The 25,921-nt window shown below is 63.7% G+C and carries 16 protein-coding genes; 11 read left to right on the top strand and 5 right to left on the bottom strand.

The genetic code is table 11. The features are described from left to right. Positions 1–261 precede the first annotated feature (261 nt). From IFT44_RS09060 to IFT44_RS09035, 6 genes are all read left to right on the top strand, one after another. Positions 262–1,005 (top strand): sulfite exporter TauE/SafE family protein, encoded by a 744-nt coding sequence (locus IFT44_RS09060; protein WP_192175784.1) that lies wholly within the window; start codon positions 262–264, stop codon positions 1,003–1,005. Positions 1,006–1,058: 53 nt separating this feature from the next. Next, positions 1,059–1,616, top strand: coding sequence for a sugar ABC transporter ATPase (locus tag IFT44_RS09055; protein ID WP_122475127.1), 558 nt, complete (start codon positions 1,059–1,061; stop codon positions 1,614–1,616). 83 nt (positions 1,617–1,699) lie between these two features. Then, the gene (gene guaB, locus IFT44_RS09050; RefSeq protein ID WP_122475125.1) at positions 1,700–3,169 is read left to right on the top strand and encodes an IMP dehydrogenase; all 1,470 of its coding nucleotides are present in this window, start codon (positions 1,700–1,702) and stop codon (positions 3,167–3,169) included. A 116-nt stretch (positions 3,170–3,285) separates the two neighbouring features. Next, the gene (gene guaA / locus IFT44_RS09045) at positions 3,286–4,863 is read left to right on the top strand and encodes a glutamine-hydrolyzing GMP synthase (protein WP_185795040.1); all 1,578 of its coding nucleotides are present in this window, start codon (positions 3,286–3,288) and stop codon (positions 4,861–4,863) included. Between the two features lie 253 nt (positions 4,864–5,116). After that, complete coding sequence (locus IFT44_RS09040) at positions 5,117–5,371, top strand: FitA-like ribbon-helix-helix domain-containing protein (RefSeq protein WP_192175783.1); 255 nt, start codon at positions 5,117–5,119, stop codon at positions 5,369–5,371. Next, positions 5,368–5,787, top strand: a complete 420-nt coding sequence (locus IFT44_RS09035; protein ID WP_185795046.1) for a type II toxin-antitoxin system VapC family toxin — start codon at positions 5,368–5,370, stop codon at positions 5,785–5,787. The genes IFT44_RS09040 and IFT44_RS09035 overlap by 4 nt, the downstream gene beginning before the upstream one ends. 70 nt (positions 5,788–5,857) lie before the next feature. Here the strand turns inward: IFT44_RS09035 and IFT44_RS09030 are convergent, their stop codons facing one another. Next, entirely contained in the window at positions 5,858–6,229 is a 372-nt protein-coding gene (locus IFT44_RS09030) for a PH domain-containing protein (RefSeq protein WP_122475122.1), read from the bottom strand. Positions 6,230–6,397: 168 nt separating this feature from the next. Here IFT44_RS09030 and IFT44_RS09025 point away from each other — a divergent pair, with 168 nt between their 5' ends. From IFT44_RS09025 to tadA, 3 genes are all read left to right on the top strand, one after another. Beyond that, on the top strand, positions 6,398–8,992 hold the full coding sequence (locus tag IFT44_RS09025) for a membrane-targeted effector domain-containing toxin (protein ID WP_342214279.1): 2,595 nt from the start codon (positions 6,398–6,400) through the stop codon (positions 8,990–8,992). 167 nt (positions 8,993–9,159) lie between these two features. Beyond that, positions 9,160–10,533: a multicopper oxidase family protein gene (locus IFT44_RS09020; protein ID WP_192102601.1), complete on the top strand. Its 1,374-nt coding sequence runs from the start codon at positions 9,160–9,162 to the stop codon at positions 10,531–10,533. A gap of 3 nt (positions 10,534–10,536) precedes the next feature. Continuing rightward, on the top strand, positions 10,537–11,019 hold the full coding sequence (gene tadA / locus IFT44_RS09015; protein ID WP_206757920.1) for a tRNA adenosine(34) deaminase TadA: 483 nt from the start codon (positions 10,537–10,539) through the stop codon (positions 11,017–11,019). A 73-nt stretch (positions 11,020–11,092) separates the two neighbouring features. Here the strand turns inward: tadA and mltF are convergent, their stop codons facing one another. After that, positions 11,093–12,553 (bottom strand): membrane-bound lytic murein transglycosylase MltF, encoded by a 1,461-nt coding sequence (gene mltF / locus IFT44_RS09010; protein ID WP_192058649.1) that lies wholly within the window; start codon positions 12,551–12,553, stop codon positions 11,093–11,095. 208 nt (positions 12,554–12,761) lie between these two features. Between mltF and purL the strand changes: the two genes are divergently transcribed. Together purL and IFT44_RS09000 are read left to right on the top strand one after the other, a co-directional pair. After that, positions 12,762–16,661: a phosphoribosylformylglycinamidine synthase gene (gene purL, locus IFT44_RS09005; RefSeq protein WP_192175781.1), complete on the top strand. Its 3,900-nt coding sequence runs from the start codon at positions 12,762–12,764 to the stop codon at positions 16,659–16,661. A gap of 19 nt (positions 16,662–16,680) precedes the next feature. After that, a complete protein-coding gene (locus tag IFT44_RS09000) occupies positions 16,681–16,992 on the top strand; it encodes a Nif3-like dinuclear metal center hexameric protein (RefSeq protein WP_122475694.1) in 312 nt (103 codons plus the stop codon). 15 nt (positions 16,993–17,007) lie between these two features. Here the strand turns inward: IFT44_RS09000 and IFT44_RS08995 are convergent, their stop codons facing one another. From IFT44_RS08995 to IFT44_RS08985, 3 genes are all read right to left on the bottom strand, one after another. Continuing rightward, positions 17,008–19,470, bottom strand: a complete 2,463-nt coding sequence (locus tag IFT44_RS08995; RefSeq protein WP_192058653.1) for a two-partner secretion domain-containing protein — start codon at positions 19,468–19,470, stop codon at positions 17,008–17,010. A 159-nt stretch (positions 19,471–19,629) separates the two neighbouring features. Further along, positions 19,630–24,216: a hemagglutinin repeat-containing protein gene (locus tag IFT44_RS08990; RefSeq protein ID WP_192175780.1), complete on the bottom strand. Its 4,587-nt coding sequence runs from the start codon at positions 24,214–24,216 to the stop codon at positions 19,630–19,632. Between the two features lie 19 nt (positions 24,217–24,235). Further along, entirely contained in the window at positions 24,236–25,912 is a 1,677-nt protein-coding gene (locus IFT44_RS08985) for a ShlB/FhaC/HecB family hemolysin secretion/activation protein (protein WP_185795053.1), read from the bottom strand. Positions 25,913–25,921 lie beyond the last annotated feature (9 nt).

The following is a 25,921-nucleotide window of genomic DNA, read 5'->3' as shown; positions in this document are numbered from 1 at the left end:
CGTGGGCAAATTCTGGAGCAGTGCCCGGAGCGCGTCCACCATTAAGCGTGGGGGCATCCAGATGGACCGCAGCGACCCCGGACGCGGCTCGCGCCGCTGCTACAGGAGATCGCTTGTGCCGTTGGTACGGCGTTCCTCTGTAGCAGCGGCGCAAGCCGCGTCCGGCCACACCGCGAACCCTCTGGCACACCACCCACCCCCAACCGTATTGACGCCATCGATCCCACTCCCCCACAGTGCCCGGAAAAAGGAAATCCGCGCATGGACTACGCACTCATCGACTGGAGCATCATGCTTCTGGCAATCGCCGCCGCCTACATCGTCTTCGGCATTGCCGGCTTCGGCACGGCACTGGTTGCAGGCCCGGTACTCATCCACTTCATGCCGCTGGCCACGCTCATCCCGCTGTTGGTCGTACTCGATTTCATCGCTGCCTTCGGCAATCTGCTTCCTGCCCGGCAATCGGTGGTGGGCGTGGAGCTCAGGCGGTTGCTACCGTTCATGGCGCTGGGCTGCACCTTGGGCGTGGTCTTTCTGCTCAACCTGAAATCCGACCTGCTGTTGCTGCTGATGGGCCTGTTCATCACCGGCTACGCCCTGTACATGCTGCTGACCACGGCGCGACCCGCACGGTTGTCGCCCTGGTGGGCCGTACCGATGGGCACCATCGGCGGGCTGTTCGGGGCCTTGTTCGGCAGCGGCGGGTTTCTCTATGCGATCTACCTGGGCGCGCGGCTGGACGACAAACAGCAGGTGCGCGCCACGCAAAGCGCGCTGATCAGTTGCAGCACCATCGTGCGCCTGACCCTGTTCATCATTGCCGGGGTCTATGCCGACACCCAACTGCTGCTGACTGCCGCCTGCCTGCTCCCAGCCATGGCAGCAGGCCTGTTGATCGGACGACGATTGACCCTGCGCATGTCCCGCGAAGCGTTCGTGCGGCTGGTGACCTGGCTGGTGCTGGCCAGCGGCCTGGCGTTGCTGTACCGCTATTTCAACCCTTGACCTGCGCGAGCAGGGGACTATCCTGCCGCTTTTGCGTACTGTCGGGCCCTTGCATGAACACTCAGAACATTCTCGTTCCGCGCCTCTCCACCCTGCCGGTGCACGAGCCGCGTGCGCGGGCAATCCTGCGCTGGCTGGTACGCAAGAACATCGTCGAAGAACAGCTGAGCACCTGTGGCCGCAGCGGCAACCGCATGGCCTACGCCATCGGCCCGGGCGCGCGCCAGGTCGTCGAAAACCCTGAGGTGCTGCCCTACGGACAAACGGTCAACGGTCTGGAAGTGGTCACCGATCGCTGCATTTTCACGCCCGTGGACGGTTTCCTGCACGAGGCCGGCTGCCCCGAATGCCGTCAGGAAGTGGGCGAGGCGCTGTTCGACAGCCTCGAGGAATGGATGCCCGGCCTGACCGACAACTTCACTTGCCCGCTGTGCGGCCATGAAGATGACATCAATGGTTTTCTGTTCCTGCAGCCCTGCGCCTTCTCCAATCTGGGTTTCATCTTCAATAATTGGGGCCAGACCCCCTTCAAGGCGGAGTTCATCGCCGAATTCGCCGATTGGCTCGACCAGCCGATTGCGCAGGTGCTGGTAAAGTTCCAGGACAATTGACCGCCAGGCCATCTTTGCCTTTCTTGTGGGGGCATGTGTGGGTATAATGGCGCGCTTCCATTTTCCCGCTCGGGAGCCCCCGCATGCTGCGTATCAGCCAAGAAGCCCTGACCTTCGACGACATTCTTCTAGTGCCCGGTTATTCCGAAGTACTGCCCAATGAAGTCAGCCTCAAGACCCGTTTGACCCGCGGCATCGAGTTGAACATCCCGCTGATCTCCGCGGCGATGGACACCGTGACCGAAGCCCGCCTCGCCATTGCCATGGCTCAGGAAGGCGGCATCGGGATCATCCACAAGAACATGACCATCGAGCAGCAGGCTGCCGAAGTGCGCAAGGTCAAGAAGTTCGAGGCCGGCGTGGTCAAGGACCCGATCACCATCGAGGCTGATGCCACCGTTCGCGACCTGTTCGAACTGACCTCGCTGCACAACATCTCCGGCGTGCCGGTGCTGCACGACGGCAACCTGGTGGGCATCGTCACCTCGCGCGACGTGCGCTTCGAAAACCGCCTGGAAATCCCCGTCCGCGAAGTGATGACGCCCAAAGAGCGTCTGGTCACCGTCCGCGAAGGGGCCGACAAGGACCTGGTCCGCGACCTGCTGCACAAGCATCGCATCGAGAAAGTGCTGATCGTCGACGCCGAGTTCCATCTCAAAGGCATGATGACCGTCAAGGACATCGAGAAGGCCAAGGCCTACCCGCTGGCGAGCAAGGATGACCAGGGCCGCCTGCGCGTCGGCGCGGCCGTGGGCACCGGCAAGGACACCGGTGAGCGCGTCAGCGCCCTGGTTGCAGCCGGCGTCGACGTGGTCGTGGTCGATACTGCCCACGGTCACTCCAAAGGCGTGATCGACCGTGTGCGCTGGGTCAAGCAGAACTTCCCCGACGTGCAGGTCATCGGCGGCAACATCGCCACCGGCGAAGCCGCCAAGGCCCTGGCCGAAGCGGGCGCCGATGCCGTCAAGGTCGGTATCGGCCCGGGCTCCATCTGCACCACCCGTATCGTTGCCGGTGTCGGCGTGCCGCAGATCAGCGCCATCGCCAACGTCGCCGCAGCCCTGGAAGGCACCGGCGTGCCGTTGATCGCCGACGGCGGCATCCGCTTCTCCGGTGACCTGTCCAAGGCCATCGTCGCTGGCGCCTACTGCGTGATGATGGGCTCGATGTTCGCCGGTACCGAAGAGGCGCCAGGCGAAATCGAACTGTTCCAGGGTCGCTCCTACAAGGCCTACCGCGGCATGGGCTCGCTGGGCGCCATGTCCCAGGCCCAGGGCTCGTCCGACCGCTACTTCCAGGATTCCTCGGCCGGTGCCGAGAAGCTCGTGCCCGAGGGTATCGAAGGCCGCGTTGCCTACAAGGGCGGCCTGTCGGCGATCATCCATCAGCTGATGGGTGGCCTGCGTTCTTCCATGGGTTACACCGGCAGCGCCGACATCCAGGAAATGCGCACCAAGCCCGAGTTCGTCCGCATCACCGGCGCCGGCATGGCTGAATCCCACGTCCACGACGTGCAGATCACCAAGGAAGCGCCCAACTACCGCGTGGGCTGACCCCGGTAGTCCGCCTGCCGCCCGGTGCACACCCGGCGGCAGACGGAAATTCAATCCAGCGGGGCTGTTCACTACAGCCCCGTGTTGTTTCCGAATACATCTGACGAGAATGAGTCATGGCCCTCGACATTCACGCCCACCGTATCCTGATCCTCGATTTCGGTTCCCAGTACACCCAGCTGATTGCCCGCCGCGTGCGCGAAATCGGCGTGTACTGCGAGCTGCACCCGTTCGACATGGACGATGAAGCGATTCGCCAATTCGCCCCGCGCGGCGTCATCCTCGCCGGCGGGCCCGAGTCGGTCCACGAAGCCGACAGCCCGCGCTGCCCGCAGGCGGTGTTCGACCTGGGCGTGCCGGTCTTCGGCATCTGCTACGGCATGCAGACCATGGCCGAGCAGTTGGGCGGCAAGGTGGCCGGCTCCGATATGCGTGAATTCGGCTACGCGCGCGTCGACGTGGTCGGCAAGAGCCGCATCCTGGAAGGCATCGAAGACCACATCGACGCCGATGGCGTGTTCGGCCTGGACGTGTGGATGAGCCACGGCGACAAGGTCACCGAGATTCCCCAGGGCTTCAATGTGCTGGCCAGCACTCCGAGCTGCCCGATCGCCGGCATGTTCGACGACGACCGCCACTACTACGGCGTGCAGTTCCACCCGGAAGTGACCCACACCAAGCAGGGCGAGCGCATTCTGTCGCGCTTCATCATCGACATCTGCGGCTGCGAGGCACTGTGGACCCCGTCGAAGATCGCCGAAGACGCCATCGCCCAGGTCCGCGCCCAGGTGGGTACCGACAACGTCCTGCTGGGCCTGTCCGGCGGCGTCGACTCCTCGGTGGTCGCGGCCCTGCTGCACAAGGCCATCGGCGATCAGCTGACCTGCGTGTTCGTCGACAACGGCCTGCTGCGCCTGCACGAAGGCGAGCAGGTCATGGCCATGTTCGCCGAGAACATGGGCGTCAAGGTGATCCGTGCCAACGCCGAAGACCAGTTCCTCGACAACCTGGCCGGCGAAGCCGACCCGGAGAAGAAGCGCAAGATCATCGGCCGTACCTTCATCGACGTGTTCGACGCCGAGTCGTGCAAGCTGGACAACATCAAGTACCTGGCCCAGGGCACCATCTATCCTGACGTGATCGAGTCGGCCGGTGCCAAGAGCGGCAAGGCCCACGTGATCAAGTCCCACCACAACGTCGGCGGCCTGCCCGAGGAGATGAACCTCAAGCTGGTCGAGCCACTGCGTGAGCTGTTCAAGGACGAAGTCCGCCGTCTGGGCCTGGAACTGGGCCTGCCGTACGACATGGTCTACCGCCATCCATTTCCCGGCCCAGGCCTGGGTGTGCGCATCCTGGGTGAAGTGAAGAAGGAATACGCCGACCTGCTGCGTCGCGCCGACCACATCTTCATCGAAGAACTGCGCAAGGCCGACTGGTACCACAAGGTCAGCCAGGCGTTCGTGGTGTTCCAGCCGGTCAAATCGGTCGGCGTCGTCGGCGACGGCCGTCGCTACGCCTGGGTCGTCGCCCTGCGCGCCGTGGAAACCATCGACTTCATGACCGCTCGTTGGGCGCACCTGCCGTACGAGCTGCTGGAAACGGTGAGCGGCCGCATCATCAACGAGATCGAAGGCATTTCGCGGGTGACCTACGACGTGTCGAGCAAGCCGCCGGCTACGATCGAGTGGGAATGATCGGGCGGCCGGTATCTTCCGGCACTCGTTGGTAAGAAATGCCCTGGAGCCCGCGTAATTGCGGGCTTTTTGGTTTTTGGGTTCAGATTTTTTCAGCTCTTTCTATGCTGCAGCTGAGAGTGGGCTGTTCGGGAGATACCACCGCAGGCGTCGATTCCAGCGGGATCATTAGACGAACGAAATGCCATCAGTTGTCCCGTTGCTTGCAGATTGCTAAAGTGCAAGCAATCGCAGCAGCTAAGGGGTATGAAAGATGCCATCCGTTACCGTTCGAAATGTTTCTGAAGAGGTGCACCGCGCTATCCGCGTGCGGGCTGCTCAACATGGCCGCAGCATCGAAGCCGAGATGCGTGACATTCTCGAGTCTGCGGTGAGGCCGGAAGGTCGGGTCAAACTGGGCTCGCTGCTGGCCCAGACCGGCCGCAAGGTCAAGCTGACGGATGAGGAGTTCGCTGCCTTCCAAAGCGCGCGCGATAAAGCCCCCGCCCGCGCAGCGAGCTTTGAATGATCCTGCTCGATACCAATGTGATTTCCGAGCCTCTACGCCATTCGCCCGCGGCGTGCGTCATTCAATGGATCGACGAGCAGGCATTGGAAACGCTTTACCTGTCCGCCATGACCGTGGCTGAGCTACGTGCAGGTATAGCGTTGATGCCGGTTGGGCGACGCCGTTCGACGCTGCACGAAAGTCTCGAAAAGCAGGTGCTGCCCATGTTCGTCGGGCGCGTTTTGCCTTTTGATCTGGCCTGCACGCAGGCTTACGCCGAGGTGCTGGCCAAGGCGCGCAAGGCCGGTAGTGGGATCGAGGCTGCCGATGCCTGCATCGCTGCGGTCGCTCTTGCCAATGGATTCATTGTCGCCACTCGCGATACTCACCCGTTCCGGGCTGCAGGTCTGGCGGTCATCAATCCTTGGGAGCTATAGAGCAAGCCTTGCTGCGAAGCCACGAAATGACAGGAAAAACGTAGGGCGCCGTGACCGATGACCAATCAACTCACTTCAACACATGCCCCGCAATCAGCCGCGAAATCTCCACCATCGACGTCTTCCCCGAGAACTCAAAGCGCACCTTCCCCAGCGCCGAAAAATACACCTCCAGCTCCGAGTCCAGATCGAACGTGCCCGACGTTTCGATCGAGTACGCCACGATGTTCTTGTAGGGCAGGGAGGTGAAGTCCTTCTTGCTGCCGGTCAAGCCCTGCACGTTCACCGCGATGATCCGTTTGTTGGTGAACACCACGCCGTCGCGCATGGACTTGTAGGCGTCGACCACCTGCTCGTCATCCAGCAGCAGGGCAGTGACGCGTTCGGCGTATTCGGCGTTTTGCTTGAGTTTGAAGAAGCCTTTGTTGTTGAAGTCGATCATGGCCCGGAGTCCTGTATATAGGGGTGGCCAGAGTTTACCTCGATGACGGTGGCAGCAAGGGTGTCGGGTCGTAGTGAGGTGCCTGAACGGTGAGGCCAAATATGTAGGCCAGGAGGGTCCAGGGCACTTGCCACACTCGCAGCTCCTTCAGAAACCGATCCCTTTGATATGACTGATGTACTTCCCAATACGCAATTAGGCGATGTGCTCGCAGGCATCGCACGGCAGGTCACACAACAAGTGCCGGATCTGCACCAAATGGCTGTCGCCACTGCCACCCAACTGCTCGCGTCCATGGCCATCGACACCCACCCCGACGCTTTTTACTGGCATCGCTTCGACAATGCGCAGTCCAGCCATCGCTCCTTCAGTGGCTACGCGCACATGGGCCCGCCCAGTGAAACGATGACGTTTACCGAACTGGTGATGCGGCGGTTCCGCGCGAGCGACCAGGATAATGCCGACTTGCTGCATGTCATGGGCGGGTTCTACACGGGCGATGCGCGGGCAGGCTGGTTCGATGAGCGCAACGAGGTAAGACTGGCGCCCGACAAGGTACTCAACGCGTTATGGCACATCGATTTCGCGGCGGCCTATCGCCAAGCGCTGGCGACGTTCTGGACCGACAATGGGCCAGGGGTGCAGACGCTGATCCGCATCAACTGCCTGCGCGCCGCCGTGGATGCAGCTCAGGCCGGGGCCATGATGCGCCAACAGGTGCAATGTGTGTTCGACGGTCTGGGTTGCGAGTACGCCATGGCACCGACCTTGGCCGACTTGACCGGTAGCCATCCGCCGAGCCACGGCGTTACGGTCAGCACGCTGCAGATTGCCGGCCACGGGTTCGCCAGTGTGTTGTGTTTCAAGGCCAGCGGGGGCGAGTGTCTGTTGTACCTGGCCGGTCGCGACAAGGCGTTTGAAGTGTTCGCCGATGTGAAAGCGGCGCAGGCATGGTTGCACCAGCAGCTGCAGGACGTGCAGCGCCGGGAGCGCTTGCTCGACCACGGCAGGCTGCTGGAGCCGGCGGCTGCATTGGCGCGTGCGCGCAGCCTGGCGCTGCTGGCGAAGAAGCCGCTGGCGCTGTTCGCAGCAAAGGTGTCCTGGCCATCCATCGCAGCCGATGCGGCCCACTGGCTGCAAGGGCAAACCCGCGAGCAGATGCTGGCCGAGGCCAACCTGCAGTTGCACAGCAACAGCGAGTTGCGCCAGCAGTTGTGGATCGGTTATCTGGGTGCAGGCGTGCACTTGTTCGGCGCGGCAGCCATGGTCAGCTGGCCGATCGCATTGATCGTGGTGGTGGCGAGCGCCGGAAAATTCGCCCTCAATGTGGAACGTGCGGTGAATGCGGGCGCCGCCACGGACCGTCGCGCCGCCTTGTATGCATCGATATTCAGCGGTATCGAGTTGCTGCTGAACATGATCCTGCTGATTTCCCAGCGAGCCCCGCAGAGCGCCGAACTCCAGCCACTGCAGTCGCGACCTCAGGTGTCCGCGCTGACGCCTTTGCTGCCCAGTGCCGAAGGGCTGCTGGCAGTCGAGGGGGAGCAGATGATCCGCTTGCACGGCGATCTGTATCGCGTGCGCTACGACCCCAGCCTGCGTTACTGGTTGATCGTCGATCCGCAGCGCCCCTATGCCTTCACCGGTAATTACCCGGTGCGTTTCAACGACCAATTGCAATGGGAACTGATGCCGACCGGTTGCCTGCGGGGCGGTGGCGGCTGCCTGAGCGTGTCACGGCAAATGGAACTTGAACCGCCACCGGTGAGCTACGTGCAGTTCGAGGTTTCGGCGACTCGCTACGAAGTACCGCTGGTGGCTCGCGCTGCCACCGGCGAGCTGTTGAGCGACCAGTTTCGCAAGATGCTCTCCGGTGAATACTTCGACCCCGACACGCCGCTCAATCCGGTGCTCGACAGCCTCAACAAGCTGCGTGTTCAACTGATCGAGGACGCCAACGCATTCATCGCCGAATGGCGCTCGCCCGGCAGATCGCCGTTGCCTGTGCCCGATGCTTCGCTGCCGCCCTATACCGCCGTGCGCCGACTGTTGGACGAATCCGGGGCACTGGTCATCGGTGAGTCTCATCAGGCTATCGCCAGCAAGCGTTTCCTGATCGAGAACATGCGGGCGCTGGCCGGCGACGGTGTCGACACGCTGTACATGGAGCACTTGATGACCGATCTGCATCAGGCCGATCTGAACCAGGTGGCCAGTGATGGCCGGCTGCCCAGTGGGCTGCAGGACTATCTGCGCGATCAGGATCTTGGCCATCGTACCGATCCGGCTCGACAGTACAACTTCACCACGCTGGTGCAGGCTGCGCGGCGCGAGGGTATCCAGGTGCGCGCCCTGGATTGCGCGGCCAGCTATCGACTCGATGGCATGGACGACCTCTACGGCGCCGGCCAGACGCTGCGCCAGCGGGTGTTCAGCTACCACGCCAGTCGCGTCATTGCAGCACGCACCGCATTGCCCGGCCGGGGCAAATGGATCGCCTTGGTCGGTGACACTCACGCGTCCACCTACAAGGGTGTTCCAGGTCTGGCGCAACTGCACGACGTGACAGCACTGCGCATCGTCGATGCCGGTGCCGGCCAGCAGACCAACATCACCCTGGACCCCGGCGAGTACTACCTGCCGTCGATGGGCCGCGGCGACGGGGTGGTCAAAGCGGACTGGCGCTTGGCGCTGACCGTACGCGAAGCGCCGTTCACCTACCTGGATCCGTCCCTGGCCCCACCCGGCGTGATCAGGCCATGACGTACAGGGCCAGACATCATGTGCCCCTGTAGCAGCGGCGCAAGCCGCGTCGGCGGTGCATGCGATCTGTCCGACACCCAACCGCGCGGCGGCGCAAGTCTTAATCTTTCTCAATTGCAGGTGTATGGTGTCGGCCTTTCACGTTCATCACGCAGGTGCCCATAGCCATGTCTTTCACTCGTCGACGATTCCTCGGTGGCCTGGCGGGCGTTGTCGCGGTCGGCGTGGGTGCCGGGGGCGCTGCCCGTTATTGGTTGGGTACGCCTGTGGACCAGGCCGGCGTGGACTATCAGCTGATTGCCGCGCCGCTGGATGTCGAGTTGGTGGCAGGTCATCAGACTCCGGCCTGGGCGTTCGGTGGTTCGGCACCCGGGCGTGAGCTGCGGGTGCGCCAGGGCGAATGGCTGCGGGTGCGCTTCATCAACCAGCTGCCGGTGGAAACCACCATCCACTGGCATGGCATTCGCCTGCCGCTGGACATGGACGGCGTGCCCTACGTGTCGCAGTTGCCGGTCAAGCCCGGTGAATACTTCGACTACCGGTTTCGTGTGCCGGACGCCGGCAGCTACTGGTATCACCCGCACGTGGCCAGCAGCGAGGAACTGGGCCGCGGCCTGGTCGGGCCGTTGATCGTCGAGGAGCGCGACCCCACCGGCTTCGCGCACGAAGCGGTGCTCAACCTGAAGAACTGGCACGTGGACGAGGAGGGCGCGTTCCTGCCGTTCAGCATCCCCCGCGAAGCGGCGCGCAACGGCACCCTGGGCCGGCTGTCGACGATCAACGGGGTACATCGGGCGACGGTCGATCTGCCGGCGGGTCAAGTCGTCAGGGTGCGCATTCTCAACCTGGACAACACAGCCACCTATCGCCTGAACTTCCGTGGCAATGCCGATATGCGCCTGTATGCACTGGACGGCAACCCCATCGAACCGCGCGCGTTCGGCAAGGATTACTGGATGGGCCCCGGCATGCGGGTTTGTCTTGCAGTCAAGATGCCACCTGCCGGTGAAGAGATCGCCATACGTGACGGTCCGGTTCGCCTGGGCACGCTGCGCTCGGTGCAGGCCGCAGCGGCGCCGACCGATTGGCCGCCGGCGTTACCGCCCAATCCGATCGCCGAGCCGGACCTGGCCAATGCCGAGAAGCTCAATTTCAACTTCGAATGGGTCGGCGAGGTGTCGGATACGACCGAGGGCAAGCCGCCCAGCCTGTGGCAGATCAACGGCATCGCCTGGGACATCACCGACAAGACCTGCGCCGACCGCCCCATTGCCAAGCTGCAGTTGGGCAAGAGCTACGTGCTGGAGTTGAAGAACATGACTCAGTACCAGCATCCTATCCACCTGCACGGCATGAGTTTCAAGGTGATTGCCTCCAACAGGCGCAAGATCATTCCTTATTTCACCGATACGTTCTTGCTGGGAAAGAACGAGCGTGCCCAGGTGGCGCTGGTGGCGGATAATCCTGGTATCTGGATGTTCCATTGCCATGTGATCGATCACATGGAAACCGGACTCATGGCGGCAATAGAGGTTTCCTGAACGTTGAAACAACCCAAGATCATTGATCGCAGCCGCGATCGGTTTTTCATGGCCCAGGCGCTAGAGCTGGCCGCTCAGGGTGCGGCGCTGGGCGAAGTGCCTGTGGGCGCAGTCGTGGTGCAGGACGGCGAGATCGTCGGCCGCGGCTTCAACTGCCCCATCAGTGGCAGCGACCCCAGTGCCCATGCCGAGATGGTGGCCATCCGCAACGCCGCGCAGTCCGTGCACAACTATCGCCTGCCGGGCAGCACCCTGTACGTCACCCTGGAGCCTTGCAGCATGTGCGCCGGGCTGATCGTCCATGCGCGCATCGCCCGGGTGGTGTTCGGCGCGCTCGAACCCAAGGCGGGCGTGGTGCAGAGTCAGGGGCAGTTTTTCAGCCAAGGCTTCCTGAACCATCGGTTGGTGGTGGAGGGTGGCGTGTTGGCTGAAGAGTGCGGGGCGATATTGAGCGAATTTTTCAGGGCGCGTCGGGCGAAGGGCTGAGATTGAAGGAGGGAGTGCTGCCGAGGGCCTTTTCGCGGGCAGAGCCCGCTCCCACAGGATCACTCGGGTGCTCTTAGAGCGGCGGCGTCTGCTGTGAGGGCTTAGTTTGGTCCACACCAGGCACGTGCAGATTGCCATCGGCGACCTGGCTGCCTTCGAGCTGTGGCTGGGTCACCCAGGTGAGGATGTCGTAGTAGCGGCGGATGTTGGCCACGAAGTGCACTGGCTCGCCGCCGCGGGCATAGCCGTAGCGGGTCTTGCTGTACCACTTCTTCTGCGCCAGGCGCGGCAGCATCTTCTTCACATCCAGCCACTTGTTCGGGTTCAGCCCTTCACCTTCTGCCAGCTTGCGCGCGTCGTCGAGGTGGCCACTGCCCACGTTGTAGGCCGCCAGGGCGAACCAGGTCCGGTCGGGTTCCTGAATGCCGGCGTCGAGCTGATCCTTGACATAGGCGAAGTACTTGGCGCCGCCATTGATGCTCTGCTTGGGGTCCAGGCGGTTGCTCACGCCCATGGCCTGGGCAGTGTTCTGGGTCAGCATCATCAGGCCCCGCACCCCGGTCTTGGAGGTCACGCTGGCCTGCCACATGGACTCTTGATAACCGATGGCGGCCAGCAGCCGCCAGTCGACCTTCTCCTGCTTGGCCGAGGCCTGGAAGGTTTTCTCGAACTTGGGCAGGCGCTGTTGCAGGTGCTGGGCGAAGGTGTAGGCGCCGACGTAGCCGAGCACATCGACATGGCCGTAGTAGCGGTCTTTGAGGCGCTGCAGGGTGCCGTTGCCCTTGACCTTGTCGATGAAGCCGTTGACCTCGTTCAGCAGGCTGTTGTCTTCGCCCCCGGCAACGGCCCAGCGCTGGTCGCGGCCATCGCCCAGGTCGAAGGCGACCCGCACGTTGGGGAAGTACACCTGGTTCATGGCCACTTCGTTGGAATCGACCAGAGTCAGGTCGATCTGCCCCTCGTCGACCATGCGCAGCAGATCCACCACCTCCACCGCGTCGGACTCTTCGTACTCGAGCGCCGGGTACTGCAGCTTCAATTTGGCCAGTTGCTCGGCGTGGCTGCTGCCCTTGAGCACCATGATCTTCTTGCCCACCAGCTCGGCGGCATCGGTGGGGCGGTTCTGGCCGTTGCGATAGATGACCTGCGGCGTGACCTCCAGATAGGGGTGCGAGAAGCGCGCCTGTTGTTCCCGCGCCTCGCTGGTGACCAGCCCCGCAGCCGCCAGCACCGGGCCCTGGGGCTGGCTCAGGCCGGCGAAGATGTCGTCGAGGTTGTCGGCGGTTTCGATCTGGAGTTTCACGCCCAGGTCATCGGCGAAGCGCTTGACCAGCTCGTACTCGAAGCCGGTTTCGCCGTTGCGATCCTGGAAGTAGGTGGCCGGGCTGTTGCGGGTTATGACGCGCAGCACGCCGTCCTCCTTGATCCGTTCGAGTGTGCTGGGTTTATCAACGCAGCCACTGAGCAGCAGGAGAAGTCCGGTTGCGAAGAGCCATTTGGCGCAGCGCGAGCGTAAGACGGTCTGGGTGAGCATGGGTGCAGTATACGCAAACGGTCGCTCGAGCCATATCTCGACAGCAGGCGAAGGAGTCTGGTAGAGCGCAGCGCAACCTCTTGCCGGCCCCCGGCAAGGGATCTGACGAACGATCGCGCTGTTTTTCCATCCGTCGGGTGCCTAGGTGAATGGTTTAGGCTAGAATGCACGGCCTCCAAGCACACCCCCTTTCGAGGCTGTCCCGACGATGTTGATCCTGCGCGGCGCTCCTGCCCTTTCTGCCTTTCGCCACGGTAAATTACTCGAGCAACTGAGCCAGAAGGTCCCCGCTGTTACTGGCCTGTATGCTGAATTCGCCCACTTCGCCGAAGTCGAAGGCGAGCTGGCCAGCGACGACCGGCAAGTCCTTGCCCGTCTGCTCAAGTACGGTCCCAGCGTTCCCGTTCAGGAGCCCACCGGGCGGCTGTTCCTGGTGCTGCCGCGCTTCGGTACGATTTCGCCGTGGTCGAGCAAGGCCAGCGATATCGCGCACAACTGCGGCCTGACCCAGATTCAGCGTCTGGAGCGCGGCATTGCCTTTTATGTGTCTGGTGATTTCAGCGAAGCCGAAGCCGAGCTGATCGGTGCCGTCCTGCACGATCGCATGACCCAGGTGGTGCTGGCCCGTCTGGAAGACGCCGCCGGCTTGTTCCGTCACGCCGAACCCAAGCCACTCACCGCCGTGGATATCCTGGGTGGCGGTCGTGCCGCGCTGGAACGGGCCAACGTCGAGCTGGGCCTGGCCCTGGCCGAAGACGAAATCGACTACCTGGTCAGCAGCTTCCAGGGGCTGGCGCGCAATCCGCACGACATCGAGCTGATGATGTTCGCCCAGGCCAACTCCGAGCACTGCCGCCACAAGATATTCAACGCCAGTTGGGACATCGACGGTCAGAGCCAGGAAAAAAGCCTGTTCGGCATGATCAAGAACACCTATCAGATGCACAGCGAAGGCGTGCTGTCAGCCTACAAGGACAACGCTTCGGTCATCGTCGGCAGCGTCGCCGGGCGTTTCTTCCCGAACCCTGAAACCCGCCAGTACGGCGCGGTGCAGGAGCCGGTGCACATCCTGATGAAGGTGGAAACCCATAACCACCCGACGGCGATCGCGCCCTTTCCGGGCGCCTCCACCGGCTCCGGCGGCGAGATCCGCGATGAAGGCGCGACCGGCCGCGGCGCCAAGCCCAAGGCTGGCCTGACCGGTTTCACCGTGTCCAACCTGAACATTCCCGGTTTCGAACAGCCGTGGGAAAAACCCTACGGCAAGCCCGAGCGCATCGTCACCGCGCTGGACATCATGATCGACGGCCCGCTGGGCGGCGCGGCGTTCAACAATGAATTCGGTCGCCCGGCCCTGACCGGCTACTTCCGCACGTTCGAGCAGCGCATCGACACCCCCCACGGTGAAGAAGTGCGCGGCTACCACAAGCCGATCATGCTCGCCGGCGGGATGGGCAACATCCGTGCCGAACACGTGCAGAAAGGCGAGATCACCGTCGGTTCCAAACTGATCGTGCTCGGTGGTCCTGCCATGCTCATCGGCCTGGGCGGCGGCGCTGCTTCCTCCATGGCCACCGGCACCAGCTCGGCGGACCTGGACTTCGCTTCGGTACAGCGCGAAAACCCGGAGATGGAGCGTCGCTGCCAGGAAGTCATCGACCGTTGCTGGCAGCTGGGCGGCAGGAATCCCATCAGCTTCATCCACGACGTAGGTGCGGGCGGCCTGTCCAACGCATTCCCCGAACTGGTCAACGACGGTGGCCGTGGCGGCCGCTTCGAGCTGCGCAACGTACCCAACGACGAGCCGGGCATGGCCCCGCTGGAAATCTGGAGCAACGAATCCCAGGAACGCTACGTGCTGGCCGTGGACGCCGCCGACTTCGAGCGTTTCCAGGCCATCTGCGAGCGCGAGCGCTGCCCGTTCGCCGTCGTCGGCGAGGCCACTGCCGAGCCGCAATTGACCGTCACCGACAGCCACTTCGGCAACAACCCGGTCGACATGCCGCTCGAAGTGCTGCTGGGCAAGGCGCCGCGCATGCACCGCAGTGCCGTGCGCGAGCAGGAGCTAGGCGATGACTTCGATCCGGCCCAGCTGGACCTGGCCGACTGCATCGAACGCGTCCTACATCACCCTGCGGTGGCCAGCAAGAGCTTTCTGATCACCATTGGCGACCGCACCATCACCGGCCTGGTGGCACGCGACCAGATGGTCGGCCCGTGGCAGGTACCGGTGGCCGATGTCGCCGTCACCGCCACCAGCTTCGACGTCTACAGCGGCGAGGCCATGGCCATGGGCGAACGCACGCCGCTGGCGCTGCTCGACGCCCCGGCTTCGGCACGCATGGCGGTCGGTGAAACCCTGACCAACATCGCCGCGTCCAGCATCGCGAAAATCTCCGACATCAAGCTGTCCGCCAACTGGATGTCCGCTGCTGGCCATCCGGGCGAAGACGCGCGTCTGTACGATGCCGTGCAAGCGGTTGGCATGCAGCTGTGCCCCGAGCTGGGCATCACCATTCCGGTCGGCAAGGACTCCATGTCCATGAAGACCCAGTGGAGCGAAGAGGGCACCGACAAGAGCGTGACCTCGCCGATGTCGCTGATCATCACCGGCTTCGCGCCCGTGGTCGACATTCGCAAGACCCTGACTCCGCAACTGCGCATGGACAAGGGTGAAACCGACCTGATCCTCATCGACCTGGGGCGTGGCCAGAACCGCATGGGCGCCTCGATCCTGGCCCAGGCACACGGCAAGTTGGCCAGCCGCGCGCCGGACGTCGACGATGCCGAAGACCTCAAGGCGTTCTTCGCCGTGATCCAGGGGCTCAATGCCGACGGCCACTTGCTGGCCTACCATGACCGTTCCGACGGTGGCCTGCTGGCCAGCACGGTGGAAATGGCCTTCGCCGGTCACTGCGGTCTCAACCTGCAACTGGCCACCGTGGCGCACAGCCGCGAGGAAATTGCGGCAGTGCTGTTCAACGAAGAACTGGGTGCAGTCATCCAGGTGCGTCAGGACGCCACGCCGATGATTCTGGCGCAGTTCAGCGCCGCGGGCCTGGGCAACGACTGCGTGGCGGTGGTCGGCCAGCCGATCAACAACGGCGCGGTGAACATTCGCTACCACGACGACCTGCTGTTCAGCGGCGAGCGCCGCCTGCTGCAACGTCAGTGGGCCGAGACCAGCTACCAGATCCAGCGCCTGCGCGACAACGCTGCCGGTGCCGATCAGGAATTCGATGCGCTGCTCGAAGAAGACAATCCAGGGCTGAGCTTCAACCTCAGCTACGATGTCGACGAAGACATCGCCGCCCCGTACATCAAGAAGAACGTCCGTCCACAGGTCGCCGTGCTGCGCGAACAGGGCGTCAATGGTCAGGTCGAAATGGCTGCGGCCTTCGACCGTGCAGGCTTCAACGCCATCGACGTGCACATGAGCGATATTCTCGCCGGACGTGTCGACCTGAACGAGTTCAAGGGTCTGGTTGCCTGCGGTGGCTTCTCCTACGGCGACGTCCTGGGTGCCGGTGAAGGCTGGGCCAAGTCGGCACTGTTCAATGCCCGTGCCCGTGATGCGTTCCAGCAGTACTTCGAGCGCAGCGACAGCTTCACCCTCGGCGTGTGCAACGGCTGCCAGATGATGTCCAATCTGCACGAGTTGATTCCAGGCAGCGAGTTCTGGCCGCACTTCGTGCGCAACCGGTCCGAGCAGTTCGAGGCACGGGTTGCCATGGTCCAGGTGCAGGAGTCCAACTCGATCTTCCTCCAGGGCATGGCCGGTTCGCGCATGCCGATCGCCATCGCCCACGGTGAAGGTCATGCCGAATTCGCCACCGCGGACGCCTTGGTGCAAGCCGATGTGTCGGGCTGCGTGGCGCTGCGCTTCGTCGACAACCACGGCAAGGTCACCGAGCAGTACCCAGCCAACCCGAACGGCTCGCCGCGCGGGATCACCGGATTGACCAGCCGCGACGGCCGCGTGACCATCATGATGCCGCACCCGGAGCGGGTATTCCGCGCTGTGCAGAACTCCTGGAAGCCTGAGGAGTGGAACGAGGACGGCGCCTGGATGCGCATGTTCCGCAATGCCCGCGTGTGGGTGAACTGACAGGTCGGTGAACCAGCAGATGTTCAAACTGGCCTTCTTCGTTCCCGACAGCCATGTCGAAGCCGTCAAGAGCGCTGTATTCGCCGCCGGTGGCGGTCGCATCGGTGCTTACGACAACTGCGCATGGCAGGTGTTGGGGCACGGTCAGTTTCGGCCATGTGATGGCAGCCAGCCATTTCTGGGTCAGGCCGATACACTGGAAAAGGTCGAAGAGTGGAAGGTCGAGCTGGTAGTGGCCGATTCACTCATTGAACCGGTGGTCCAGGCATTGCGCCTGGCCCACCCGTATGAAACCCCTGCCTTCGAAGTGTGGCGACTGCACGATCTGTGAGTCGCCACGTTCCCCTCAGCGGATGCGTACCTGCTCATACAACCGCTTGACCGCCTCCAGGCCTGTGTTGCCCGTGGCTAGCTTGTGGCTGGTCTGCAGTTCATGGGCGCCTGCTGCCATTGCGTGAGTCGTGCCTCGTGCAACTTTGAGGCTCATGGGCTCGCTGCTGAACATTCCGGATTGTTCGCTCACGCCCGTTTTGTCGGTGCGGGTGAACTCGAAATTGGCCTGTTCGACTTCGCCTTTGCCAGCGTTTGGCTGCTGCGCCAGAGCTTCCTTGACCGGCGAATTCCACTTGCCGCCCAGCGCTGCCACTTCATTGAGCATTGTGCCTGGAGCCGTACCTTCGGCCAGCACGACACGCCCCTCGACACCGAGGATTTGCGTGCTGTCGGCGCGATGAGTGATCGCCAGCTTGCCCTTGACGTTGCCGCTCAGGTTGTCGGCCTGCAGACGTGCGCCGTCCAGACGTGCATCCATCTGGCTATCGAGCCTGAGCGTCGCAGCTCGTAGCTGCGCATTGTGCTGTGTCTGCTGCTGCTCGTTGCGGTAGCTGAGGCCAAGAGCCGGCTTGAGCGGATCACTGGCATCGGCGCTCAGTTGCTTGCGGTCCGATTGACGCTGGTCGCTGGCGCTTTCCAGATAGACACCGCCTGCGGTGGCCGCCAGCTTCATGCTGGCTGCGTCGGCCTGGACACCCTGCAGGTGCAGGGCGCGTGCCTTGCGAGCGCCGGCCTGCAGCGCCATGTCGCCCTTTACCTGCCACTGATTGCCGTGCTGATGTTGCGTGCTTTCGTCTCGTTGACCGAAGGTATGCAGACCTTCGGCACTCCTGGATTCACCACCACCCTTGAGGGTTGTCTTGTCCACGGCCGCGAGGCTGGTGAGGGTGCCTCCCGCCGTCACCTTCAGACTGCCAGCGGGCTTGTCCGGCGTGCCTATGTCCACACCGTTGAGCTGCACATCGCCGCTGGCGCGCAGGATCACGTCGCCTGGCGCATCGATCCGCGCCTTGCTCGCCGTGCGTTGCTGGTAAGCGCCGTCCTTGCCCATGCGGTCGAGGGTGGCGTGGGCGGGGTTGAACGCCAGGTTGGCACCGGCGTCGATCTGCACCGCGCCTTGCGAGGTGCCGATGCGGGTGCCTTCGTAGCGACCACTGCCGGTCAGGCGGATGTCGATGCCTTCGGCCGCGCTCAGGCTGCCGGCCTTGGCTGTGCTGGTGGTTGCCGCGCCCGCCTGGACCTTGTGCATGGCCGCCTTCATCTCATGGCTGTCGGCATGGATGGCGATCTTGCCCAGGGTGCTGGCGTACTCGGTACCGGTATCAGCCAGTTTGCCGCTGACATCCAGCGATACCGTGCCGCCCTGCAGGCGACTTGAGCCGGTATTGACCATGGATGCCGCGTTGACCTTCAACAGGCCGCCGCTGTTGATCTCCGCACCCTGGCTGCGCACACCGTCGGCGAGTAGGCGCACATCGGCTTCGCTGGCCAGGCGTGCCGCGCCCAGATTGAGCTGACGGCCGGCTGCCAGGTGGATCTCGCCCGCTCCGCCGTGCAGTTCGGTGGGGGTCTGTGGCTTGCCGGCGCGCGCAGGTGCATGCAGCGTGAGGTCGCCGGCCGATTCGATACGGATGCCTTGACCGGCCGTGAGTCGAGCGCCTGGCATCTTGATACCCGCGCCTTCCTCACTGCTGACGATGCGGATGCGCTTGTCCGTGGCCATCGCGCCGAGCAGGTTGGCATCGATGAGTTTGGTCGTGCGCGTGCTGCCGATCACACCATTGCTGGCGTAGTCGACGACATTGCTGCCCAGCACCAGGTCGATATCGGCGCCTGCGGCCATTGGCCCGCTGCTGACGATACTGGGTGCTATCAGCGCCAGGCTGCCGGCCGGGTTGCTGACACCGCCGCTGTCGACACGCAGCAACTGGTCGGTGGCCTGCGTATCGAACGTTGTCAGCCGACCGTCCTGGACAGTGGCCGCGCCGACCACGAAGGTGGCTCGTGGCGCGTTGACCAGGCTTGCGCCGTTGAGCGTGATGCCATTCGGGTTGGCCAGGACATAGTCTGCCGCGGCGCCGAAAACCACTTGCGGGCCGTTGATGTTGGAACGGTTGTGGCCGACCACCTCGTTGAGGATGGTGCTGGCGGCCGTGCCGCCCAGTTGTGGATTGGCCTTCAGCTCGCCGGCCATTTCACTCTTTCCAGCCACCAGGCTGTTGTTGAGCACCAGGCCCTGGGTGCCGACGTTGTATTCGCTGTAGACGTTGTGCGAAAGGCCGTTGGCATTGGGCGCAACGATGTCGATGACCGGTACTTTGTACTGGCCGTTGATGATTGGCGCCGTTTCGCCACCCGCAAACGCGGTCAGGCCATCGGCCCAGGCAGGGGAGCAGGGCACCAGCAGCGCGCTGGCGATGGCCAGCGGCAGCGAGCGCAGGGTCAGGTGGCGCAATTGTTCCATGGTATGAGGCATCGAGGTCTTTCCTTAGGTCCAGGATTGGCTGTGCATCGACCTGGGGGCCGATGCACGAGAGCTACCTTAGGAAGGGTGGGGCGGACGCGATAGCGGCAGCGCGCGCGGCCCATCGTAGGATGCGGCCCAAACGGATGTCGGGCCGGCGGAGAGTCATGCTCAGAGCGCGAGTTTTTCCACGCCCCCTGTCAGATACTGAGTGCGGTTGTGCCCGCCGGCGCGGAACAGCCCGGTATCGATCATCACCTCTTCGGGCTTGTCCTTCTGCAGATGGCTGTACAGGTCCTTGATCGCACCCAGTGACGGCGTCAGCGCCAGCAGGGAGACCGTTACCAGTCGGTCGCGCGCAGTCAGGTCACTGGTCTGCATCGAGTTCGGGTCCGGGTGCAGCGCAGTGCCACTGGTCTGCAATTGTGCGCCGACCAACTGGGTTGTCCCCAAGACCTCCAGGCCCAGGGTGTCGCGGCCATTGAGTACGGTACTCTGGGCCACGGTATCGCGCAGTTCGCGACGCATGTCGAAGCCCAGCTTGGCCGAGATATCGGTGGAGTAGGCCGCATTCAACTGGTCCAGGCGCTGCTTGCCCTTGCTTCCCCACTCGCCTGCCAGCTTTGCCAGGCTGCCGATCGCGCCCCACGGATCGCCACCGTTGCCGACTTCGGCCTCGGCATTGACCTTGGTCGCGTCAACGTTGTCCCTGACGCTGACTGCCCGCAGGCTGCCCACCGAACCGCTTATTGTGCCGGCATGCACTTGCGCGCCGCCCAGCAACAGCTCGCCCGGGCTGTTGTATTCCACTGTGCCCGCGGTGAGCCTGGCGTTGGCATAGGTGTCGCTCTTGAGCTTGTCGTAGTCGAGCTTGAACTGAACGTTGAACTCATCGAGTGCGTAGGACTGCTTCGCGCCGCCTGAATGGCCACCCAGGCTGAAGGTGGCGGAAATCAGCTTGTTGTCGCGATCGCTGGTCGACCGCGCGGCGATCACGGCGATACCCCCCTTGCGTGCGTCCAGCTTGATCCGGTCGGCCGTGGCGTGCAGGCCTTCGAGCAGTATCGCTGCCGCATGGTCACTGCCTGCCGTGACCGCCATGTCGTTGAGCACATGCCACTGTGCGCCGCGACGCAGTGCCGAATCCTCCGCAGTCTGACCGAATTCGAAGCCTGCGCTGCCTGCCACCGGCAAGCCGCCTGTCGATGGCCTGGCGCTGACCTTGAGCGAACCGCTGCCGCCATAGACATTGCCTTGGGCCCTGGCAGTGTCGATGCCGGCCAGTGCCACGGCACTCTGGCCAGCGTCGATCGACAGGCTGCCCACCGGCGTCTGTTGCGAGCCGATGGCAGTGCCCTGCAGCATCACGTTGCCTTGCGCGCTCAATGTAACGGCGCCGGGGGTGTCCAGCCTGGCGCCGACGGCGAAGGTCTGGGTACTGTCGAGTACGGTGTATTGCCCGCTGCCGCCGATGGCGCCACCCTGAACCACAGGGGCTGGTGCGACCACCCCATTGAGCTGCGCTGCGCCCCGCCCGCGCGTGCCATCGTCATGCTTGACGATACTGTTGCCGGCTTGCAGGAACTGCAGGTTACCGCCGCTGTGGATCTGGATTGGCCCCTGCACACTGCTCATGACCGTGCCTTCATACAGGCCATCGGTGCCCATCTGGATACGGATACCGTTGTTGCCGAGCAGACTGCCGACTACTGCCGTATCCACCGTCTTGTATTGTGCGCTGCTGTGACCGCGGGCTGCGGCGCCCATGGCCCAGTCGGCGCCGGTCGAGGTTTCCAGCCTGGCAATGGCGTCCACCCCCAACGCGTCGATTGCGCTACGCACGCTGTTTCTGGCAGCGTCCATGACATGCCTGTCCGCGCTCAGCGCGATGGCGCCGATCGTGCTTTCGTACTGGGTACCGATGTCGTGCAGCTTGCCGGTCACGGCAATATCGAGCTCACCCCCCGTGAACTGCGACACCCGGGCAATGTGCGTCAGCGACTGGGTATTGCGGTCCAGGTAGTCACCCTTGAGATTGATGCCCACGCTCCACGGCAGCAGGCCATCCTCCAGGCCACTGGCATACAGGCTGGTCTGGTCAACTCCGCTCCACAGCTTCTGTACCTGACGGGTAATGGCGCCGTAGTCCAGCGAGCTGCCCGCACTGAGCTTGATCTTGTTGTAGTCCAGGGCGGTCTTGGTGCTGTCGGTAACGGCCTGATTGTGGACACGGTCGGCGCGCACCTTCAACAACTGGCCTGCTTCCACCTGCGCTGCCTGGGTGGTCAGTGCCTTCGCGGTCAGGCGTACGTCGTTGCCGGCCTTGATCGAGCTGCGCGTGTGTACGTTCTCGCTGCGGCCGTCGGTGTCGGTCTGCAAGGCGAAAGCGGCGCCGATACCGAAACGGTCAACGCCCGCAGTGATCTCGTAACCCACCGTTCTTCCGGTTTCCTGGTTGCGGAAACTGCGTTGCGCCTCGGTGGCCAGAATGCGCATGTCATCGGCATCGAGCAGCACGTTCTGTTCGGCTTGTACCGACGAGCCGACGATGGCCAGGCCCTGCCCGGCCTCGAGTGCGACGTTACCGCCCTTGAGCTGGCTGGCTTGATGCGTGTTCAGCCGGGCGGTGTCCAGCGTCCACTGCTGGCGCATCCCGGCACCGGCGTCCCACTGCCCGGCAGATCCCTGTGCGTCGCCTGGCTGGCCGGAGCCTGGCGTGGTCTGTTCGCCGAAAACGGTCAGTTTCCAGTCCTTGCCCTTGAGGGTGGATTCGCTGCTCTGCTGGCCGGCAGCGACCATCAGGTTGCGCTCGGCCTTGACCGTCAGATCGCCAGCGGTGGCAAGGCTCGAGCCCACGATCAGGGTGTCGCGCTTGCCGTCCAGAAGCAGGGCGCCACTGGCGCTGAGGGAGCTGCCTTGATAGGTACTTTGCCTGCGGTCGTAGCGGCGGTCGGACGCGCTGAACAGCGCCGTGTCCTGGCGCGCATTGTCGATACGCTGGTGGGCTTGGGCACCTTGTACCCTGAGGTCTTGCGCAAGGCTTCGCAGGTCAATGTCCCGGGCCTCCAGCTGCGCGGCTATCAGGTCCACGCGATCGGCCTGGGCGGCGAGCTTGCCATTGCCTGCGGCAAGCCGGCTGCCGCGGTGGTCCAGGGTCTGCTCGCGGTCGTGCAGTTCGGTCGCCGAACGGCGGACGATCACGTGGCCCTCGCGACTGTCCTGCGCAACCGAGCCATGCAGAACGACGGTACCGATCTCCACCGCTTCGGTTGCTGCGAGGTTGAGGTCGCTGCGACTGTTCAAGTCGCTGCCCATGACTGTTATTGCCCGTCCCGTGAGGCTGATCGATTGGCCGTCGATCAACGTCGAGGCTGCGCTCTGAGTGGTCTGGGTGGCCGTGCTGTCCAAGCGTTGAGGGCCCTGGCGTTGGTTGCTGACGGTGACGCGGTCAAGCCTGCGGTCGACATTGGCGGTCAGCTCCAGCGTATTGCCCGCGCCAATGCCTACGTCGCCGAGGCTGTTGACGTGGGTGGCGGCGAGCCTGGCATCGTTGCCCGCAGTCAGGGTCACGGACTGCGTGGCGTTCAGCGCATTCGCCAGATGCTCGGTATGCGTCAGCTCGACGGTGGTAGTGGTCGCACCTGCAGGCAGGATGTACCAGTCGTTCTCCACACCGCTCCTGCGGCTGGATTCGACGGTGCGGGTCAACGTATCCAGGTTCAGATCGGCACCGGCGTCGGCGCTGATCGACGCGCCACTGATCGCCACCGACTTGATGTTCAGGTTCGCTGCCGAGCTCAGCCGCACATCGCCAGTGCCGGCGTCGAGTACACCCTGCGTGGCCAAGCCATCGCGCTTGGCGGTGCTGATCATGTTCAGTGCGCCCTGCGAAGCGATCTCGATGCCTTCACGCGCTGCGGTCCGACTGAGGCCCATGTTGATGCCGGCACCTTCGCGGGTGCTCAGAATATTGATGCGATTGGCGTGCATGGCGCCCATCAGGCGCGCGTCGGTACTGAACGCGTTCTGCTGGACGTGGCTGACCTTCAGATCGCTGGCATCGACCTTGTGTGTGCCCAACAGAATGTCGAGCCTCTGCGCTGCGCTGATCGGCCCGCGCTGGTCGATCGTGGGGGCGATCAAGGCCAGCGAACCGCCATTCACGGTCACCCCGCGGGTGTCTACCCTCAGCGCGGTGCGTGGGTCGACACCACCGTCGGTATTGAGCCCGGTGATCCTGCCGTTCTCGATCTGCGGCCGGCCAACCAGAAAGGTCGCCTGCTTGTCCATTTGCAGGTTGATCCGTGCGCCATTGAGCGAAATCCCGTTGGGGTTGCTCAGTACATAGTCGGCCGCTTGGCCGAAGATCACTTGTTCACCGTTGATGTCGGAGCGGCGTCGGCCGATCACTTCGTTGAGAATGGTGCTTGCCGCCTGGCCCTTGAACTGGCCGTTGGCCCGCACATTCAAGAATTCGCCGGCGACGTGCGCACGGCCGGCCTTCAGGCTGTTGTTCAGTACCACGCCGGGGACACCGACGTTGTATTGCTCGTAGCGGTTGTGCGAAAGACCGGCGGCATTGGGCGCCACGATGTCGACGATCGGGGCGGCACCGGCATTGGTCATGACGATCGGTTTGGCACCCGGCTCGAAGGCCGGCTGGATGACGTCGGCGCTGGCCATGTAAGGCGCCAGTACGACACCGGCGATTGCCAGGCGCAAGGCGTCGCGCTGAACACAACGTGATGGTTTGGTCATGGGGATATCTACCTGTTTTTCAGAAGACTTGCGAAAGCCCGAAGGTCCAGAAACCTGGTTCCGGCGAAGCGCTGGCACGCCGATGCAGGCCGCGCTGATAATCCAGAGTGATCTGGCCGTCTGCCCAGCTCAGGGTGGCCCCGGCGCTCAAGCCGATGGCGTGCTGGGTCTCGACCTGGTTGTACGTGTGCCGGCCCCAGCCCGAGTCCAGCCCCGCTTGGGGGGTCAGGTACAGGCCTTGGGCGAGTAGCTGCGAAGTGCTCAGGGTGTTGCGCAACGTGGCCCCCTTGGAAACCGGCTGGCTGTCCAGGCGATAGCCGCGCACGCTGGCGCTGCCGGCCAGGCGCATCTGCTCCAGGCTCGGTAGCGGGTCTGGGCTGTACTGCATGTCCAGTTCGCTGCTCCACGCCCAACGTCGATCGAGCAGATCGAACAGCGATCGGCGAGTGACGGTGCCTCGGTATTTTTCGAAGTGCGGTTGCGGCGCGTCATGCCGCAGGGGTGTGCGATCGCCCCCCAGCCAACCCTGCCCGCGGGAGTAGCCCAGGGCGCCACTCCACACCGAATCACCCAGGTGAGTCAGGTTGAGCCCGACGCTGGCGACGCTCAGCGTGGTGCGACCGTTGCGTACGGTAGTGCCGTCGAACAGCAGATCGGTACGGGTCTGGTCCAGGCGCAGGTGCCCATTGAGCAGGGTCGTCTGGTTGCGCCACAGGCTGCGATCCAGCTTCAGGCCATAGCTGTCCAGGCTCTGCGCCACCTCATGGCGGTTGGGCAGCGGGGCGCGGGATTCGAAACGACTCGCCGAAGCGTTCAGGGTCCAGCGCCCGTAGGGTATTTCGTAGAACATCCCGCCTTGGCGACTGCGGCCCGATCCACCGTCCAGGCTGTTGGCATAGCTGGCAGCCAGCGAATCATTGAGACGAAACGGGTTGTCCAGGCTCAGGCTCAGCTGTGCCTGGTGGCGCCCCGATGCATCGCTGCCACGGTTGTTCAGTCCGGTGCCCAGGGTCCAGGATTTGTGCGTGCCCTGTGGGCGCAGAACGATTCGCGTACCCCCCACCTGCTCGCCGGGAGCGATGTCCAGGATCAGGTCGACGGAGCGCAGCCGGTTGAGCTGGTCCAGGCCACTTTCCACATCGGTGAGCTTGAGCGGGCGACCGATCATCCCAGGGAAAGCGCTGCCCAGCGCCAGGTCGTCACTGCCGTCGGCGATTTCAATGGATTCGATGAAGCCTTCGAGCATGGCGATGACCAGCTCGCCATCTGCTGCGGGCATGCGAACGATATAGGGCCTGGCCGCGATATAGCCGGCCTTCACGTAGGCACCGGTCAAGGCCAGCAGCATCTGGTTGATGTCATCGACGCCGCTGCACGGCGCCACCCATGGCTGCAGGACACCTTGCAGCGCAGCGGTGTCCAGCAGCTGGTTGTCCTGCACGCGCACCGCGGACACCGGCCAGCACTCGCCATCACCTTGCTCGACCCGCTGCGGTGCGCGGCTGGCTGGCTCCGCCGCGTCTTCACGAAGGGTTTCCAGCCGTTGCGCCTGTTCGGCAGCGGCGCGCTCGTGGCGCTGGGTATCGAACTGACGCAGGATCTGGTCATTCAGCGGTTGCGCGCCGGTTTCGCCCAGCGCCATGGCGGGTGCGAAAAGCAGTGCGGATAACAGCCGGTCCTTGCGGAAAATCGTCATTGCAGCCCA

Source organism: Pseudomonas sp. CFBP 13710, assembly GCF_014842235.1.
GTDB classification, from domain to species: domain Bacteria; phylum Pseudomonadota; class Gammaproteobacteria; order Pseudomonadales; family Pseudomonadaceae; genus Aquipseudomonas; species Aquipseudomonas baltica.
The sequence above is the reverse complement of the archived record's forward strand: the minus strand, read 5'-3'. Positions and strand labels throughout refer to the sequence as shown.